Source organism: Collinsella aerofaciens, assembly GCF_040910245.1.
Classification (GTDB): domain Bacteria; phylum Actinomycetota; class Coriobacteriia; order Coriobacteriales; family Coriobacteriaceae; genus Collinsella.
Map to the genome: position 1 here is coordinate 13,134 of NZ_JBDGAY010000017.1, position 17,850 is coordinate 30,983.

Genomic DNA, 17,850 nt, shown 5'->3' on the forward strand with positions numbered 1-17,850 from the left:
TCAAACAGACGATACCTTACGCCTCGGACTTCTTGGCGTAGATAAACCAGTAGCCGAGCGCGACCAGAACCGCGCCGCCCACGATGTTGCCCAGCGTGGCAGCGGACAGGTTAAACGCAATGCCCGCGGCGTTGAGCGCATCGGCGCCGGCGACCTTGGCACCGTAGCCGCATGCATGCATCACGGCGCCCATGGGCAAAAAGTACATGTTGGCGACGCAGTGCTCAAAACCGCAGGCCACAAAGGCGGCGATGGGCAGCAGAATGCCCACGACCTTATCGACCACGGTCTTGCCGGCGGTACCTATCCACACGGCCAGGCACACAAAGATGTTGCACAGGATGCCGCGGAAGAAGATCGTCACCCAGTCGATCGTCACTTTCCGGCGGCGACGCTCACCATGGAATTGGCGACCGCCTCGCCGTTGAGCTTGTAAATGCCGGCCATGTACACCAAAAAGACGATGAACAGGGCACCGACAAAATTGCCGACCCACACGACGACCCAGGCCTTGAGCATCTGAGCCAGGGTGATCTTTTTGCTCTTGAGCGCGCAGACCATAAGCGAATTGCCGGTAAACAGCTCGGCGCCGCACACCAGCACCAGCACCAGGCCCAGGCAAAAGCACAGGCCGCCCACGACGCGCTGGGCACCCCAGCCCAGCGTGCCGTCGCTCAAAAACACCGTAAAGAACAGGCCGCCGAAGGCGATAAACGCACCGGCGAACATTGCCAACAGAAAGGCCTTAGCGACCGGCAGGTTGGCCTTGGTCACGCCGGCGGCCTCGGTCTTGGCCTCGATCGCGGCGGGCGCCAGGCAATCGGGAGCGGGGTACTCCACCTTGGAATCTGCCATGTCAATCACTTCTTTCCTATTCAGCAGGGGCAAGCGCTGCTATAGCTCCTGCCCCAAGCGGACAAAGTGGGAAAAGTCGTTGGCGGCCACGGCGTCGTACACGGCGTCGACGGCCCCAAAGACCTCCGGGGACATGGGGTTATAGAACTCCGTATCGCCCGGCTGAATCCCTATGAAGACGATATCTTCGCACGATTGCTCAATCTCTTCGATCAGAATCGACAAGGGAAGCGAATGCGTGGTGAACATCGACTTGCGGGCCACATCACGTTTGTCGAGCAAGCGGATGGCACCGACGGGCAGCGCCATGTCAGAGGCATCGACCAAGACCAGGCGAGGCGGACGCTCGCGCTTGACCTCGATGATGTCATCCTCGGGCGTCTGACCGCCATCGATGGTGTACCAGCCGGCAATGGGCGCGTCCTCCATTTTTTTGGAGAGCACGGGGCCGGCGGCATCGTCGGCACGCAGCACGCTTCCCGCCGTGAGCACGATACCCGCAAACGGGGCGCCGTTCACACGTCCATCCACAACGCGACCCATTACTGCAACCTCCCCGTCAGATACACGCCCGACACATCGCGCACGCGCTCAACCAGATCGCGAAACTTCATTAAGAACGCGACCTGCTGGGCATGCAGGCCAAAGTCGTCGTCGAACACCGAGATGCCGGCCTTGGCCGAGCCGCGAAAACCGCGCTCGTCGAGCAGCATATCGCAGGCCTCGAGCAGCGACGGCACCGCCGCCTTGTCGAGCTGGCACTCGCCAAAGGAGCGGATGGCCTCGAACTTGGTCTTGGCCTCCCCCTCCGGCAACGCATCGACGAGCGAATAGAACACATCCACCGGCACCGACAGGCGCGGCTCAAAGCAGTCGAGCACGCCGGTGTGGTGGCCCACGGCGAGCGTGTAGTACAGCACGTCGCAGGCCTCCTGGGGAACGTCTTCCTCGGTCTCCACAAACTTACGCGTGAGCTCGTAAAAGACCACCTGGTCGGGCGCATGGCCCAGGCAGGGGTCGGCGACGCCCTCGGCGGCCTCGTCGCTTGCGCGCGAGGCATCGCCAAAAGAGCCGCCGAGCATACCGGGGCCCGCAAAGTAACCAGAGCGGTCCGTGAGTTCCATCTAACGGCCTCCGGCCAGCACCAGATCCTGCAGCGCCGAGTAGACCTCAACACGACGAGGATCATCTTGCTTGTCGATGAGGAGCGCCATGGCACCGCGGATATCGCCCTTGGGCGCGCCCTCGAGCGTATCCATAAACTCGTTGGCCAGGTCGCGGCCGTAACGGTAGCCGCTCATGGCGCGAGCCTCACGCTCGATGGCCACACGCAGCTTGTACGGCACGCCGGGGTGCAGGATATCGGCCTGCTCGCCGGCGGCCTCCACCGTGGTCTCGGCATGGAGCTTTTGGTCCAGCAGGCCAAGTGCCATGGCAAAGCCGTAGACGGTCTGCGCGGGGCTGGGCGGGCAGCCGGGGATATAGACATCGACCGGCAAGATCTTGTCCGTGCCGCCCCAGACGCAGTAGTTGTCGTAGAAGATGCCGCCGGTGCAGCCGCACGCGCCATAGGACACCACGATCTTGGGATCGGGTGCGGCCTCAAAGGCGCGCAGGGCCGGCATGCGCATGGCACGCGTCACGGCACCGGTGTACAGCAGCACATCGGCGTGACGGGGCGAGGGCACGACCTTGATGCCAAAGCGCTCGACGTCGAAGACGGGCGTGATGGAACCGAAGATCTCGATCTCGCAGCCGTTACAGCCGCCGCAGTCAACACGGTAGACGTACACCGAGCGCTTGATCTTCTTAAGAAGGGTCGCCTTGGCCTTCTCGATGCTCTCGTCGAGCTCGATCTTGGTCGGGCGGTACTGAAGCCGCTCGGGCAAAAGCGTGGGTTCGGCCATGGTTACTCCTCCTTCGTTTCAAAATCCATGATGATGCCCTCGACCGGCGCCGGACCGGCGGGAATCTCGGGCGCATCGGGGTTGAGCTCGCGGTCGATATACTCCGGGTTCACGCCGTGGCCGCCCAGATACTCCATGCCGGGGCCCTGGGGCTCGCCGGACGCAAGCGTCTCGTTGGCAGCCATGCCGGCAGCGTTGCCGGTCTTTACGGCCGAGGCGGCGCGCAGGGCGTCGAGCTCGCGCTTGCACTCCTGGCACATACCGACGGTACGGGCGGCCTGCTCGGCCTCCATGCCGCCGGCCTTTTGCAACAGGCGCTTAGCGTAGTCGATTTCCTTGTGCGGGGCAAACGGCTTGCCGCAGCGCGAGCAGTGCTCGAGCGTGTAGACGCTCTTGCTGGTGAGGTCGTCTTTGCTCATGACGGCCAGCTCAAACTCCTCGGTGAGCTTGATGGCCTCCATGGGGCAGGCCTCCTCGCAGCGGCCGCAGAAGATGCAGCGACCGTAGTCGATCGACCAGGTGATGGTATCGTCCGCAAGGTCGGTGTCCATACGAATGGCATCGGCCGGGCACGCCACGCCGCAGGCACCGCAGGCGATGCAGAGCTCGGCATTGTGCTCGGGCTTGCCGCGCATGTCCTTGTTGGTGGGAAACGGCGCAAACGGGTACTTGACCGTCGCGTCGCCGGCCTTGGCGTTAACCTTCCAAAGCTTCAGCATATTAGAGCGCCTCCTCATCGAGCGGGGCGGCCATGGTGCCCTCGCCCGCAAGCGGCGACTTGTCGCGCCAGACGTTTTCGAACTGCTCCTTGTCGAGCACGTGGTCGCGCTTGGCGGCGACATCGGTCACCGTCACGCGGTCGGTGCAGGAGTAGCACGGGTCGAGCGAACCGACGATCAGCGCAGCGTCGCCCACGGTGTTGCCGCGGAACATGTAGCGCAGGACCGGCCAGTTGCTGTACGTGGCCGCCTTGGCGCGCCAGCGGTAGCACTTCTGGTTGTTGCCGAGCATGGCCCAGTGCACGTCCTCGCCGCGCGGCGCCTCGGTGGCGCCGATGGCGTACTTGTGCGGGGTGTACTCCCAATCCGTGGTGAGGATGGGGCCCGACGGGCAGTTCTCGAGCATGGTCTCGATCATGTCGATCGAATCGTAGACCTCCTGGATGCGAACGGCGGTACGGCCGAAGGCATCGCAGGTGTCGGCCGTAGCGGCGTGCATCTTTTGAACGTCCGGATCGGCGTAGCCGTCGAAGGGATGGTCAAAGCGCACGTCGCGGGCATAGCCAGAGCCACGCATGAGCGGGCCGACCGGCGAAAAGTCGCGAGCGATCTTACGGTCGAGAATGCCGATGCCGCTCGTGCGCTCAATAAAGTTGGGCGTGGAGAGCAAAACGTCGACGAGCTCCTGGACCTCGGAGCGCAGCTGATGGATGGTCGTGAGCGTGGAGAGCTTCTGCTCGGCCAGGATGTCGCGACGCACGCCACCGATCACATTGAGGCCATAGGTCTTACGGTGGCCGGAGAGTTTCTCGGCCAGGTCCATGGACTTCTCGCGAACGCGGAAGAACTGCTGGAAGCCGGAATCGAAGCCGGTGTAGTGCGATGCGAGGCCAATGTTGAGCAGGTGCGAGTGCAGGCGCTCGACCTCGAGCATGATGGCGCGGATGTACTGCGCGCGCGGCGGGACGTGAATGCCCTGGGCGCGCTCGACAGCCTCGGCGTAGGCCACCGAGTGGGCGCAGCCGCAGATGCCGCAGATGCGGTCGGCAAGGAACGTGACGGCATCATAGTTCAGGCGCGTCTCGGCGACCTTCTCCATGCCGCGGTGCACGTAGAACAGACGATAGTCGGCGTCGACGATCGTCTCGCCCTCGACGAACAGGCGGAAGTGGCCGGGCTCGTCGGAGGTAATGTGCAGCGGGCCCATGGGGACGAGCGTGGTCTCCTTGCCCTTGGTGTCGGCCAAGAACTCGTAGTTTTCCATGTCGCTCGCGGGAGCGGGACGGAAACGGTAATCCATCGAATCCTTGCGCAACGGGTACAGCCCGCTGGGCCAATCATCGGGCAGCACGAGGCGACGACGGTCGGGCAGACCCTCGGGGATCAGGCCGAACATGTCGCGCAGCTCGCGCTCGCCCCACACGCAGGCGGGGACGAACGGCGTCACGGACGGGAACGTCATCTTGGCGGGATCGACCTCGGTGCGCACGGTCACCCAGCCGGGATCCTCCCCCTCCATGGAGATGACGTAGTACACGGCGTAACGGCCGCACAGGCTGCGCTCATCGTTGCCGATGATCACGGGAATCCAGCCGTAGCGCTCGTAGTACAGGTAGTGGACGGCCTCGGGCAGCTTGTCCTGCTTGACGGTAATCGTCAGCTGGTCCTCGCACTGCCACTCAACCTTCTCGATAGCGCCCGGCACTGCGGCGCGCAGGGCCTCGACGTGGCTTTCGCAACGACGAGCGTAGTCCTTCTTTTCAGGTTCTGCCATGGTGCTAATTCACCTCGCTTGTCTTGGTCTGGGAACTGAACACCATGCGGTAGAGAGGAGCCTCGTGGAGCTCTTCGACGCTCTGGTTCAAAACGACGGACGTTGCATCCTCGACGCCGCTCGTGATGGCGACCGGGGTGGCGATACCGAACCACATGACCACGATCGCGAGGGCGATCTCGGGGATGATCATGAGGGCGGGCACCTCGTGGCGCTTCATGCCCTCGGGCGCCTTGCCGAAGATGGACTTGAGCGCGATGCCGGTAAGGGCAAAGTACACGCCGGTGAGGCCAGTGGCCACGAGCACGACCACCCAGATGGGACCGGACTGGACGCCGGCCACGAAGGTGAGGAACTCGGAGATGAACAGGGCGAACGGCGGGAAGGCGGCGAGCGCGAGCAGGGCGATGATGGTGAGCGCTGCCGTGACGGGAGCGATCTCGACGACGCCCTTGATCTTGTTCAGGTCGCGGGTGTGGTAGATGTGCTGGATGTTACCGGCCATGCAGAAGGCGAGCGCCTTCGTGAAACCGTGGAAGATGCAGTGCAGCAGGCAGGCGGCGATACCGAGCGGACCACCGATACCCAGGCACAGCGCGACCACGCCGACGTTGTCGACGGAGGAGTACGCGAAGCGGCGCTTGATATCGTCCTGCTTAAAGATGCACAGGGCGGCCACCAGGATGGACAGCGTGCCCAGGATGAGCAGGAGCGTACGCGGATAGGTGTCGCCCACCGTGATGATGGACAGGGAGTAGAAGCGGATGATCACCAGCATGGCGCACTTGAGCAGCACGCCCGAGAGCAGCGCGGAGACCGGGCTCGGAGCCTGGGAGTGCGCGTCGGGCAGCCAAGTGTGCATGGGGAACAGGCCCGCCTTGGTGCCGAAGCCGATGACGATGAACGCGAACGCGAGGCGCACGAGCATCGGGTCGAACTGGTCGGCGTAGGGCATGATGGAGGTGAGGAAGGCTGCCTCATGCGCGTTGGGCATGATATCGGCGGCGTTCGCGTAGATGAGCAGCGTGCCGAACAGGCCGAAGGCCACGCCGGCGGTGCAGACCATCGCGTACTTCCAAGACGCCTCGAGCGCCTGCTTGTTCTTGTAGATGCCCACGAGGAACACGGTCGACAGCGTGGTGGCCTCGACCGCCGCCCAGGTGAGGATGATGTTGTTGGACAGGCAGGCGAGCAGCATCGTGAAAACGAACAGGCTAAACAGCGCGTAGTACTGCTTGGTGCGCTCGGCCGGCATGGTCTTCTCCTCGATATCGATCTTGATATAGGAGATGGAGTACACGCCGGTGATGAACCCGATGATGCCTACCAGAAGGACGAAGATCGACGAGAGCGAATCGAGATGGAGCCACAGGCCCAAAGCGTCGATATTCTGCCCGCTCGAGAGCATGGTTCCCGCGGTGACGACCGAAAGGACGAGGGTCGCCGCGACGGAGATGGTGTTGAGCCCCGCAAAGACGCTGTAGGACGTCGTCTTGGGGAGCGCAGCCATAATCAGGGAGAACACGAGGGGACAAGCGAGCAGGGCGACCGTCAGCATTGAAACATCCATGGCCTACCCCTTCAATTCGGTCAGGTCGTGGGAGTCGAGCGACTTGGTGTCGTTCCAGATCCTCACGACGACGGCGGACATGATGATGACGGCGAAAATGGCGTCGGTGGCGATGCCGATCTCGATGATCTCGGGGGCCGTGGGCGCGAGCAGGGCGAGCGTCACGTGGCTACCGTTCTCCATAAGGCAGTACCCGAAGATTTGCTTGAGGATGTTGCGCTGGGAGATGATGCACGTGAGGCCGACGAAGAAGTGCGCGAAGCTGATGGCGAGGGCCGGAGTAGCCACCTCAGCGGTGGGCAGGCTCAGGCGCGTGACCACCGCGAAGCAGATGGCCACCTCCAGACCGGTGAGGATGATGGTCCAGGCCGGCTTGATGGAGGAGGTCAGCGTGCTATCGGCAGGCGAACCCATCTTTTTGTAGGCACGGTTGAGAATGAACGGAACGAGGATCACCTTGGTGACGAAGGCCGACGCGGCCCACATGAGAAGCTCGGTGGCACCGGTGGTGAGGCCCAGGGTGAGCAGCACGCCCACCAGGACAACCGACTGGATCGCGTACCACTTAATGGCGGACGGGATGGTCTTCGAGACGACCACCATGGTGGAGGTCACGATCAGAAGACCGCCCAGGATATTGACTAACGAATAACCCATGTCCTACCTCCTAACCCATCCAACTAGAGGACAGAGGACCGGCGACGACGACCATGATCATGAGGACGACGAACACGAACGCCATGGCGCGCGGAAGGGGCTGGCCGGCGGCCACGGTCTCGCTCGGCTCACCGGGCAGGACCTTACCCATCCAACGCAGGAACCATGCGAAGGTGGCGACGGTCTCGACGACCATGACGCACACGAGGACGAAGATGACCGTGTTGGAAGCACCAACCGCGAAGCCACCGGAAATAATCTGGAACTTGGAGAAGAACGTGCTCATGGGGGGCACGCCGGCGATAGCGGTCGCGGCGACCGCGAAGCCCACGCCCGTGACCGGGTACTTCTTCATGAGGCCCTGGATCTTGGGCAACATACGGGTTCCCAGCGTGAAGCTGAGGGAGCCGGCGATGAGGAAGAACAGGGTCTTGGTGAACGCGTGGTTGAAGATGTGCTCGACGGCGCCGTTGAACGCCATCTGGCTTCCGAACACGGAGAGGCCCAGGCCGAAGAACACGTAGGCGAGCTGCGCGATCGTCGAGAAGGCGAGCAGGCGCTTCATATCCTTCTGGGGCAGGTACATGAGGAAGCCGAAGAGCATGGTCACGACGGCGTCGATGATGGCGACCCAACCGACGATCTCGGGGATATCGCCGGCACTCGCAAGAGCGCGGGCGAACACGCACACGCCGACCTTCACCATGGACGCGCCATGGAGGTAGGCGGAAACGGGCGTGGGGGCCTCCATTGCGGAGGGCAGCCACATGTAGAGCGGGAACTGGGCGGACTTGGCCCAAGCGGCGAACAGGATGAGCAGCAGCACGACGGTCTTCATACCGGAATCGAGCTGGGAGATCGCGCTCAGCGCGAACGTGCCGGTTCCGGCGAACAGGAAGGCCGCGCCGATGTAGAGTCCCAGAGCGCCGATATGGGTGATGATGAGCGCCTTCATACCGGCCTTCTTGGCCGTGGGCGTCATGTAGTAGCTGATGAGGCCCCAGGAGCACACGCCGGTGATCTCGAAGAAAACGAGCTGGCCGACGATGGTGGAGCTGTAGGCGAGACCGGCCATGGCGCCGATGAACGTGGAGAAGTACACGTAGAAGCGGCGACGGGGCGCGTCGGGATGCTCCTTGTTCTTATCGCTCATGTACGGGAACGAATAGATGACGACGAGCAGGCCGATAGCGACGAACGCGGGTGCGAGCAGCGTGCTCATCCGGTCGAATATGAAGCCCATGACCAAGGTCTGGCCCATACTCGCCCAGGTTACATCGACCGCGTTCATGCCGTTTCCGGCAAACGTCGCGGCCAAGCCAACGGAAGCGACCGTGGCGATGCCGCCGGCAAAGGCGCAGATCCATTTAGCGTAGGGACGCGGCAGCATGACGATGAGCAGGGAGCCCAGCATGGGGACGGCGATCGCCACCATGGCAAAGAGGGACAAGCTCGATTCGATTGACATAGTTTCTCCCTTCTCCCTACACGCCTACGACGACGAAGACGAACGCGAGGACCGCGATGCCGACGACGGCCCAGGTCTGGTTACCGAGCACCTTGAAGCGCGAACGGGAAACGGAGTTCTCGAGCACGCCGCAGACAACGAAATCGACCAGGCACTTGACAAGGAAGACGACGGCGCCCACGAGAGCGGTGACGCCGATGGTCGCGGGCTCTCCCCAGGGGATGAAGATGGAGGTGAACCAAGCGACGACCACGACCTGCTTCATGCCCATGGCGAGCTTCATCATGGCCAGGGACGGGCCGGAGAGCTCGGCGAGCGGGCCCTCCTGGAGCTCCTGCTCGGCTTCGGCCTGATCGAACGGAAGCTTGCCGAGCTCCATATAGCAGGCGGCCGCGAAGGCGACGCCGGCGAGGATGACGGCGACGACGCTCGAGACGTTGCCCGTAACGATGTGCTGACCCATGGTCGCAATGTCCGTGGAGCCGCACACGATGGCGACGGTAAACAGCGCGATGAGCATGGACGGCTCGATGAGCACGCTCATGAGGAGCTCGCGGATACCGCCGAAGCCCGCGTAGGCGTTGGAGGAATCCACGCCGGACAGCGCGAAGAAGAAACGGGACAGCGCGAGCGCGTACATGATGGTGATGGCGTCACCAAAGACGGGCATGGGGCTCTCGAGCGTGAACATGGGCAGGCCCATGGCGAGCATGAACGACACCGCGAGGAACAGCGGCGGCATGATGCGCAGCACGAAGCTCGAGTCGGAACTCACGGACTCGGGACGCGCCATGAGCTTCGCGAGGTCCCGGTAATCCTGAAGGATGGACGGACCGCGGCGATTGTGCATCTTCGCGCGAATCACACGGGCGAGGCCGGAGAAGAAGGGCGCGACCAGCATGACCACGAGGCCCTGCGCTATCGCAAGAACGATGTTCATAATATCCTCTCCCCTCTCTAGACCATGACCACGGCGAGCACGAGGAAGACCACGAGCGCCGCGACGATGTAGCAGATGTATACGGAGTAGTTGCCGCCCTCGATCTTGGAGGCGAGGCCGGCCAGCTTATCGGCACCCTCGCTCGGTGCATCGACCAGGAAGCGGTCGGGCAGGGGCTCAACGCCCTGGGCGACACCGGTGAGCTTCTGGAACACGTGCGCGATGGACCAGCAGATCTTGGTGCATACCTCGCGCAGGGTGTAGAGCGGGCCCATGAAGAGCTCTACGTCTGACGCGAAGCTCGTGGCGACGACGGGCATGTGCTCGTTGGGCTCGTAGCCGCACGCCCAAGGGTCGGTCTTCTTAGCGGGGGCCTTGGTGCCGAGGCAGGACCTCAACACGAACGCGAGGCCGGTGAGGACCACGAGCGCGATGGCGATCGCGGGGGTGGAGGTGGCGGCACCGGAAATCTCGTTCACCAGAGACACGCCCGAGGTGGCTGTGACGGCAGAGCCGGCAAGCACGCTCTGGGCGACGTCGCCCAGAACCGGGGCGATGACGGGAGAGCCGATTCCCAGCACCACGCAGATGGCCGCGAGGAGCATCTGCGAGAACAACATCGGAGCCGGGGACTCCTTGGCGTTCGCGGCCTCCTGGGAACGAGGGCTGCTCGCGAACGAGACGCCGTAGGCCTTCACGAAGCACGTGACGGCCAGGGCACCGGTGATGGCGAGGGCGGCCGCGGAGGCGACGGCGAACACCATGACGACCGGGTCGGAGAGCGTCGAGATGTTGAACAGGGACTGGTAGGTGAACCACTCGGAAACGAAGCCGTTGAGCGGCGGGATGGCCGAGATGGCAAGGGCACCGATGAGGAAGCAGACGGCCGTGACCGGCATGCGGCGGAACAGACCGCCCATCTTCTCCATGTTGCGCGTACCCGTGGCATAGAGCAGGGAGCCCGCGCCGAGGAACAGCTCGCCCTTGAACATGGCGTGGTTGAGCGTGTGGTAGAGGGCGGCCATGAGCGCGATCGTCGCGATGACGTCGTTGCCCAGGGCGTGCGCCGTCATGGACGCGCCGACACCGAGCAAGATGATGCCGATGTTCTCGACGGAGTGATAGGCAAGCAGGCGCTTGATGTCGTGCTCGTGGAGGGCGTAGACGACACCCAGGACCGACGAGATGGATCCGAAGACCAGGACCATGAGGCCCCACCAGAGCTGGACGCCCGAACCCGCGAGCAGGTCGAGACCGACCTTGAGGATTCCCAGGATGCCGATCTTGATCATGCCGCCGGACATGAGGGCGGACACGTTGGACGGCGCCTCGGGGTGCGCCTGGGGCAGCCAGGAGTGCAGCGGAATGATACCGGCCTTCGCGCCAAATCCGAAGAACGCGAGGACGAAGCACGCGGAGGAGACGGCGGGTCCAAAGTCATGCGTACGGAAATCACTGAAGCTGAAAGAACCGCCCACGCCGTTGGTCATGAGCAGGAAGCTCGCCATGATGAGAACGAAGCCCACGTGCGCGATGACGAAGTAGAGCCAACCGCCCCTAATGGAGTTCTTGTTCTCCTCGATAACGACAAGGAAGTAGCTCGTAAGGGACATGAGCTCAAAGGCGACCAGGAACCAGAACACGTTGTCGGCGGTGATGACGAGCATCATCGAGGCGACGAAGGTGTTCATAAAGAAGCCGGCGCGCCCGACCTTGCCCGGGTACTCGTCGAAGTAGGACAGACCGTAGATGAAGCCCGCAAAGGCGAGAATCGAGATGAGGACCACGATCAGGCCCGCAAGGCCGTTGAGCAAGAGCTCGAGACGGGCGAACGGGAAGAAGAAGACCGTGTTGAGGGACGAAACGTCGCCAAGCACGGCCTCGAGGCCCGCGATGAACGACAGCACGGCCGCGACGGCGCCGATCAGGCAGCCGGCGGTCTTGGCGGCGTTATCGGCCTTGATCAGCAGAACCGAGGCGAGCGCACCGATGCACGAGACGGCAAGCGATGCGATAAACAGCGTCATGCTATCCATTGTTTACGCTCCCTTCTGCTTTCTCGGACAGGCCCTGGGCCACAGCGGTAACGTCGACGACCGGACCGTTTTCGATCGAGCGTAGGCGCTTGGCCTCGTCGAGCTCGCGATCGGCCGCGCCGCCCATGACGGTCAGCGCCTTGGTGGGGCACGCCGCCACACAATGCGGGCCGTCCGGATCGAAGGCACACAGATCGCACTTGACAGCGCAGGTGTACTGGCCGGGAGCCCACGTAAGCAGGCTGCTCAGGGACTTAGGATACGAAGGCGTCGGGTCGCACATGCCTGCGACACCGGCGATAGACGTGCCATCGGGATGGATGGCTCCGAAGGGGCACGCGATGGCGCACAGCCTGCACCCGATGCACTCCTGCTCCTTGACGTGGATGCGATCGCCATCGTGCTCGATGGCATTCACCGGGCAAACCTCGGCGCAGGGGGCACCCTCGCAATGGTGGCAGGCAAGGGCGGCCGAAATACCGTCGGTCTTCACGAGCGCCAGGCGCAGCGTATCCTGAAGACCCTGCATCCGGTGGGCGTCGGCACAGGCGGACTGGCATGTTCCGCAGCCGATGCACCTCTCCGGGTTGATGTCGATGAAGCGGTTCATCCCCACTTCCTTTCAAAATAACGGGCCGGGCTCCCGAACGTACGGGACGCCCGGCCCAAAAAGCCAACGAGAACGGGACTACACGATTTGATTCACGTGTGTCTCGTCGTCGAACTTGGCGGCGCCGGGCTCAACGTCCTGGGGAGCGGCGGCGTCGACCAGAGCCTGCTTGAGCTCGGTGTACTGACGCTCCACCTCGCCCTCGGCCCAGACCTGGTCGGCGATAGCGTCGACCTGGCAGGCGGAGAACTTGTCCTCGGGCGTATGCGATACCGGGTCGACCTTGTGAATGGTCAGCTCGTTGCACTTGCCGATCCACCACTGGTAGGTCATGTAGACCGTGCCCTTGTTGATGCGGTCGCTCACGTCGGCGCGGCTATATACCTGGCCGCGGCGGCTGTGGATCGAGACGATGTCGCCATTCTTGATGCCGCGCGCCTGGGCGTCCGCGGGATTCATGCGGACAAAGCCGGGCTCGTCGGCAAGCAGTGCCAGCGTCTTGCAGTTGCCGGTCATCGAGCGGCAGCTGTAGTGGCCGACCTCGCGGACGGTGCACAGGATGAGCGGGTACTCATCGTCGGGAAGCTCGGAGGGCGCCTCCCAGTCGTGCGCCATCAGGTTGGCGCGGCCGTCCTTGGTGGTGAACTTGCCACCAGCGAACATGTCGGGCGTACCGTGGTCGTTCACATCGGTGCTCTTGACGGGCCACTGGGCGTAACCGCCCTCGGGAGCCATCTTCTCGTAGGTCGCGCCCACAAAGTTGGGGCACAGGCTGATGCACTCATTCCAGATCTGCTCGGTGTTGTCGTAGTGCATGGGGTAACCCATGCGCGTAGACAGGTCCGCGAAGATCTCCCAGTCGTGGCGGCACTCGCCCTTGGGCGGAACGGCCGCGTCAAAGTGCTGGAAGCTACGGTCGGATGCGGTAAAGACACCCTCGTGCTCGCCCCAAGAGGTAGCGGGCAGGATGACGTCGGCGAGCATGGTCGTCTGCGTCATAAAGATGTCCTGGCAAATGAACAGATCCAGCTCGGAGAGCGTCTTGCGCATACCGGCCGAATCGGGCTCGGTCTGCACCGGGTCCTCGCCATAGTTGTAGAAGCAGTGCACCTTGCCCTCGTCGACCAGGTGGCCCAGGTCGGTGAGCTTGTAGCCCTCCTCGAGCGGGAGCTTTTCCTCGGGCACGCCCCAAGCCTTTGCAAACTTGGCGCGCACGGCGGGGTCGGTGACTTTCTGGTAGCCAGGGTACAGGTTAGGCAGCATGCCCATATCGCAGGAGCCCTGGACGTTGTTCTGACCACGCACGGGCGCGAGGCCGGAATTGGGTTTGCCGATCTGGCCGGCAACGCAGGCGATGGAGGCGATGGTGTGCACCGTCTTCAGGTTCTGCTTCTGCTGGCATACGCCCATGCCCCAGCCAATGATGGCGGAGGGCTTCGCCGTGGCGTACATCTCGGCAGCTTGGTGGATCAACGCGGGCTCGACACCCGTGATGTCCTGTACGGATTCGGGAGTGTAGTTCTTGATGGTCTCCCACCACTCGTCAAAGCCGTTCGTGTGCTCGGCGACGAATTCCTTGTCGTAGAGGCCATCGTTGACCAAGCAGTTGGCAAAGGCGTTGAGGAACGCAACATTGCAACCGTTCTTGATCGGAAGGTAGAGATCGGCGATACGCGCGGTTTCGATATGGCGCGGGTCGGCGACGATGATCTTGCAACCCTTTTCTTTGGCTCGCACGATACGCCTTGCGACGATGGGGTGCGAATCGGCAGGGTTATAGCCGAAGAGGAAAATGCAGCCCGCATCCTCCATACCGGGGATGGAGCATGACATGCAACCTGAACCAACCGTGTCCATCAGACCGAGGACAGTAGGGCCGTGTCAAGTACGGGCGCAGTTGTCTACGCTGTGGGTGCCGATGCACGCACGCGTAAACTTCTGCATGACGTAGTTCGCCTCATTGCCGCCGCCTCGCGAAGAGCCGGTGGTCATGACAGCGTTAGGACCATATTCGTCAATTATGGCCTGCATCTTAGATGCGGTGAAATCCAGTGCCTCGTCCCAGCTTACGCGCTCAAGATCCGCGCCCTTGGTGCGGCGGATCATCGGGTGCAGTACGCGAGGAGTCAAGATCTTGGTGTCGTTGATGAAGTCGTAGCCGCTCATGCCCTTAAGGCACAGCTCGCCCTGATTGGTGATGCCGTTGAGCGGTTCGGTACCCACGACCTGGCCGTTTTGGACCAAGAGGTTAAACTGGCAACCGGCGCCGCAATACGGGCAGATCACTTTATGCTTCTCCATGACACCCTCCTTCCTTTTTCTGCTACCGATTATTCGGTACTAATTTGCCAATCATTGGGCCTGTCGCCCCAACGCTTACGCCTCGTTTTCGATGGTGGCGCGGGCACGCTCGGCGGTCAGCTCCGCCAGACGCTCCTCGTCAACCAGGGTGAGGCCCTTGGTCGGGCACGCCTCGGCGCACGCCGGGCCGCCGGGACGGTCCACGCACAGGTCGCACTTAAGCACGAAGCTCTTAGTCTGCGAACCCACGCGAACGTCGCCCATCAAGACGGGGACCTGCGTGGTCGCCACGCTCACGGCGCCAAAGGGGCATGCCATAACGCAGCTCTTGCAGCCGATGCAGTTGTCCTCGTTGACGCCGATGCGATGGTTCTTTGGATCAAAGAACAAGGCGCCCGTAGGACAGGCCTTCGCGCACGGGGCATCCTCGCAGTGATGGCAAGCCACCGGCGCGGAGATCTCGTACGTACGCGTCACGCGCAGGCGCGGCGCGGCGATGTTGCCGGGGATGTCGTGCGCCTCGATGCACGCCGCCATACAGGTTTGACACCCAATGCAGCGTGAGGAATCGGCTACGACTCGTTTATTGCCCATGTTGTTCACTCCCTCCTGAATCCCATGCCGGAGAGACCCTGTCGACGTTGCCCCGGACCGCCCGTGGTCCGGCATCGGCGTATCGAGTGCATGCGGCGAAACAGGCACTTCGATAGAATTCCTCCAACGATATACAGGTTAAATATACGCAGTTGCAGGTGGCAAACTTGAGCATAGGCCCTGCAATACGGGTGTATTGCAGGGGTTTTGGCAGGTTGGAATTATTCTCTAGAAGCTATAAAGGTGAGTGTATTACATGCGTACATCCAAGGGAGATTTCACGCTCGTTTCTGAAGGATGTAGTACGTTTGTAATATCGTTTACACTCAATTACTCTAGTGCAATAAAGTAGTGGTTGTAAGATTGGCTATTATTAGCCGATGTTGTATTTGACTATTCAAATTGCACGCTCATTAAGGGAGGCCAGTGATGTCATCGACTCAAAAACGAGCCATCCTGCAGGTGCGCATTCGCGAGGAAGACAAGCAGCATGCCGAACGTCTCTACGACGCCATGGGTACATCGCTCGCCGAGGCTGTCCGTCTATTTGTCGCGCAGAGTATTTTGATGCGCAAGCTCCCCTTTCAGCCGGTCGCCGTGCGCTCCAAGGACGGCACGGCCGCCTATGGACTGCTCAAAGCATATGGGGACCCCAATCGCCGCTCCGAGGAGCGCAATGCCTGGATTGAATACCTAGCCACAGAAAGCGACGAGTCGGTTTTGGGTCCCGAGGAAGTAGATATCCATGAGTAGCACCATCATCGACGAGACCGTCATCCTTCGCTACCTGCTTGACGACGACGAGGTCCTGTCACCGCGCGCCGCCAAGGTCATCGCCACGCGCACCGCACGTGTCTACCCCGAAATCATCACGCGCGTCGTGTTCACGCTGCGCGACGTCTATAAGGTTCCCCGCGTTGAAATTGCTGCGGCCATGAAAAGACTGCTCGATGACGTCATGGTCGACGAGCCCACCGTTGTCGCCCTTGCCGTCAAACTCTTCGGCAAGACCCATATGGACTTTACCGACTGCCTCCTCGCAGCCCGAACCGCCATCTACAACGATGATGTCGTGAGCTTTGGCAAGCCCATCATCCAAGGCATGATCGATTACCGCCGCAAGCGTCAAACCGCAACCGAAGCCCGCAGCCGCAGCACCGACTCCACCATCGACAAGCTCCGCCACCACGGTCGCCACTAACCGGCAGGCAACGGCATCGCCCGCCCCTCAGCCCCATCCCCTCCTAAGTTGCGGTGAAATACGGACTGTTTCATGCCTTTAAAGGCCTCGATAGTCCGTATTTCACCGCAACTTATTGAAGGTTGGCTGCGAACGATTTCTCTATCGGGAGTCGGCGTAGGGTTTTGTTGTCGGAATACCGTAACCGCGCATCATGGCACCGAACGATTCTACTTCGTAGGTGTCCGAGAGTTTGAAATGAATGACGTTGTGGCCCATGGCGCGAAGGTTCGCATCGCGCATGAGGGCCGCTCGATAGGTTTTTGCCGCCGCTTGCTCCGGATCATTTTGAGCTTCGTCTTCAAACTTACCCAGCCCATGCAGCTCTGCCAGCGTCCATGAGCCGTCTGGCATCTGCCAGCCATAATCTGCTAGATAATAGCCAGCGTTTCCTGGTCGCGGTATCTCAACTTGAAGCTCAGGCGCGGCAACCCCAGCGAGAATCATCGCTGCTCTCGCCTCAGACTCGCCGCCATTGTCTGACCTGCCGTCCATATACTCAAAAACGTCAAAAGCACGCGCGATGCCATGCAGCCCTCGACAATTTGCCTGCGCATATGCTCGCAGCTCTTCGCGTTCGACATCGTACTCACGGGCCAAGCCATCGACATAACCCAGCGCATAGCGAAAGGCGCTCGATCGCGCGATATCAACAACCGTTCGACACGGATCCGTCAGTGTAAACAGACCAAGCCGCCACACTTCGCCCGGGCGCCAGCGCTTGTATTCAACGAACTCATACGTATCACGCCTTGTAGACCGTGGCAGCAGCACTTGCACTTTATCCAGAAGCGTATACGCCGAGCCGATGCCGTAGAGCAACGCTGCTGTCGCTCCGCAAAACACAGCATCCGGTTCAACGACCGCAATAGCGGATGCCAGCTGAAAGATACGATCTTCAACCCCAAGATTATTCCAATAGACCGGATCCGCATACACATGGTTGTAAAGACGAAGCATAAGCTCTTCCTGCATAAGCTCGCGCGCACGGCGTTCATCCCAAGGATCAATTGTTATAAGCAGCTGTCCATCTTGATGAATTCCAACGGCCGAGAATAGCATCCTTGCATAGGACTGCGGAAAATGTTTGCCTTTATCGAGCATGGCCAACCCCATAACCATCACGGCGGAGAGAATACCATTACGCTATCGCATGCTTCCGTCCGCAGGCCTTGCCAA

16 protein-coding genes and 1 pseudogene are annotated in these 17,850 nt (G+C 61.8%); 2 read left to right on the top strand and 15 right to left on the bottom strand.

The features are described 5' to 3' along the window. Positions 1–16 precede the first annotated feature (16 nt). The 14 genes and pseudogenes from AB5Z20_RS06905 to AB5Z20_RS06970 form a co-directional block, all read right to left on the bottom strand. A pseudogene (locus AB5Z20_RS06905) lies at positions 17–855 on the bottom strand (formate/nitrite transporter family protein). A 39-nt stretch (positions 856–894) separates the two neighbouring features. Further along, positions 895–1,398 (bottom strand): hydrogenase maturation peptidase HycI, encoded by a 504-nt coding sequence (hycI, locus tag AB5Z20_RS06910; RefSeq protein WP_195568237.1) that lies wholly within the window; start codon positions 1,396–1,398, stop codon positions 895–897. Further along, positions 1,398–1,979: a formate hydrogenlyase maturation HycH family protein gene (locus AB5Z20_RS06915; RefSeq protein WP_195568235.1), complete on the bottom strand. Its 582-nt coding sequence runs from the start codon at positions 1,977–1,979 to the stop codon at positions 1,398–1,400. Before AB5Z20_RS06915 ends, hycI begins: the two co-directional genes overlap by 1 nt. Further along, the gene (locus AB5Z20_RS06920) at positions 1,980–2,762 is read right to left on the bottom strand and encodes an NADH-quinone oxidoreductase subunit B family protein (RefSeq protein ID WP_006234107.1); all 783 of its coding nucleotides are present in this window, start codon (positions 2,760–2,762) and stop codon (positions 1,980–1,982) included. 2 nt (positions 2,763–2,764) lie between these two features. After that, positions 2,765–3,481 carry a formate hydrogenlyase complex iron-sulfur subunit gene (locus AB5Z20_RS06925; protein ID WP_152067702.1) on the bottom strand — a complete coding sequence of 239 codons (717 nt, stop codon included), beginning with the start codon at positions 3,479–3,481 and terminating at the stop codon, positions 2,765–2,767. Position 3,482: 1 nt separating this feature from the next. Beyond that, the gene (locus AB5Z20_RS06930; protein WP_035138048.1) at positions 3,483–5,255 is read right to left on the bottom strand and encodes a hydrogenase large subunit; all 1,773 of its coding nucleotides are present in this window, start codon (positions 5,253–5,255) and stop codon (positions 3,483–3,485) included. 4 nt (positions 5,256–5,259) lie between these two features. Next, positions 5,260–6,825: a hydrogenase 4 subunit F gene (locus AB5Z20_RS06935; protein ID WP_195625142.1), complete on the bottom strand. Its 1,566-nt coding sequence runs from the start codon at positions 6,823–6,825 to the stop codon at positions 5,260–5,262. A 3-nt stretch (positions 6,826–6,828) separates the two neighbouring features. Then, positions 6,829–7,482 carry a hydrogenase 4 membrane subunit gene (gene hyfE, locus AB5Z20_RS06940; protein ID WP_035138044.1) on the bottom strand — a complete coding sequence of 218 codons (654 nt, stop codon included), beginning with the start codon at positions 7,480–7,482 and terminating at the stop codon, positions 6,829–6,831. 10 nt (positions 7,483–7,492) lie between these two features. After that, positions 7,493–8,950 (bottom strand): hydrogenase 4 subunit D, encoded by a 1,458-nt coding sequence (locus AB5Z20_RS06945; RefSeq protein WP_055309579.1) that lies wholly within the window; start codon positions 8,948–8,950, stop codon positions 7,493–7,495. A 16-nt stretch (positions 8,951–8,966) separates the two neighbouring features. After that, positions 8,967–9,890, bottom strand: coding sequence for a respiratory chain complex I subunit 1 family protein (locus AB5Z20_RS06950; RefSeq protein ID WP_055309580.1), 924 nt, complete (start codon positions 9,888–9,890; stop codon positions 8,967–8,969). Positions 9,891–9,907: 17 nt separating this feature from the next. Further along, positions 9,908–11,926: a hydrogenase 4 subunit B gene (gene hyfB, locus AB5Z20_RS06955; protein WP_195568229.1), complete on the bottom strand. Its 2,019-nt coding sequence runs from the start codon at positions 11,924–11,926 to the stop codon at positions 9,908–9,910. Next, complete coding sequence (locus AB5Z20_RS06960; protein WP_368156762.1) at positions 11,919–12,536, bottom strand: 4Fe-4S dicluster domain-containing protein; 618 nt, start codon at positions 12,534–12,536, stop codon at positions 11,919–11,921. Before AB5Z20_RS06960 ends, hyfB begins: the two co-directional genes overlap by 8 nt. A 78-nt stretch (positions 12,537–12,614) precedes the next feature. Continuing rightward, entirely contained in the window at positions 12,615–14,837 is a 2,223-nt protein-coding gene (gene fdhF, locus AB5Z20_RS06965) for a formate dehydrogenase subunit alpha (RefSeq protein WP_195444593.1), read from the bottom strand. A gap of 75 nt (positions 14,838–14,912) precedes the next feature. Beyond that, positions 14,913–15,431 carry a 4Fe-4S dicluster domain-containing protein gene (locus AB5Z20_RS06970; protein WP_022095206.1) on the bottom strand — a complete coding sequence of 173 codons (519 nt, stop codon included), beginning with the start codon at positions 15,429–15,431 and terminating at the stop codon, positions 14,913–14,915. 429 nt (positions 15,432–15,860) lie between these two features. On the opposite strand from AB5Z20_RS06970, the gene AB5Z20_RS06975 reads away from it, so the two are divergent. Both AB5Z20_RS06975 and AB5Z20_RS06980 read left to right on the top strand, forming a co-directional pair. Further along, positions 15,861–16,184, top strand: coding sequence for a type II toxin-antitoxin system RelB/DinJ family antitoxin (locus tag AB5Z20_RS06975; protein WP_138112252.1), 324 nt, complete (start codon positions 15,861–15,863; stop codon positions 16,182–16,184). After that, positions 16,177–16,632, top strand: a complete 456-nt coding sequence (locus tag AB5Z20_RS06980) for a PIN domain-containing protein (RefSeq protein WP_368156763.1) — start codon at positions 16,177–16,179, stop codon at positions 16,630–16,632. The genes AB5Z20_RS06975 and AB5Z20_RS06980 overlap by 8 nt, the downstream gene beginning before the upstream one ends. A gap of 141 nt (positions 16,633–16,773) precedes the next feature. Here the strand turns inward: AB5Z20_RS06980 and AB5Z20_RS06985 are convergent, their stop codons facing one another. After that, positions 16,774–17,775: a hypothetical protein gene (locus AB5Z20_RS06985; protein WP_368156764.1), complete on the bottom strand. Its 1,002-nt coding sequence runs from the start codon at positions 17,773–17,775 to the stop codon at positions 16,774–16,776. Between the last annotated feature and the right edge of the window lie 75 nt (positions 17,776–17,850).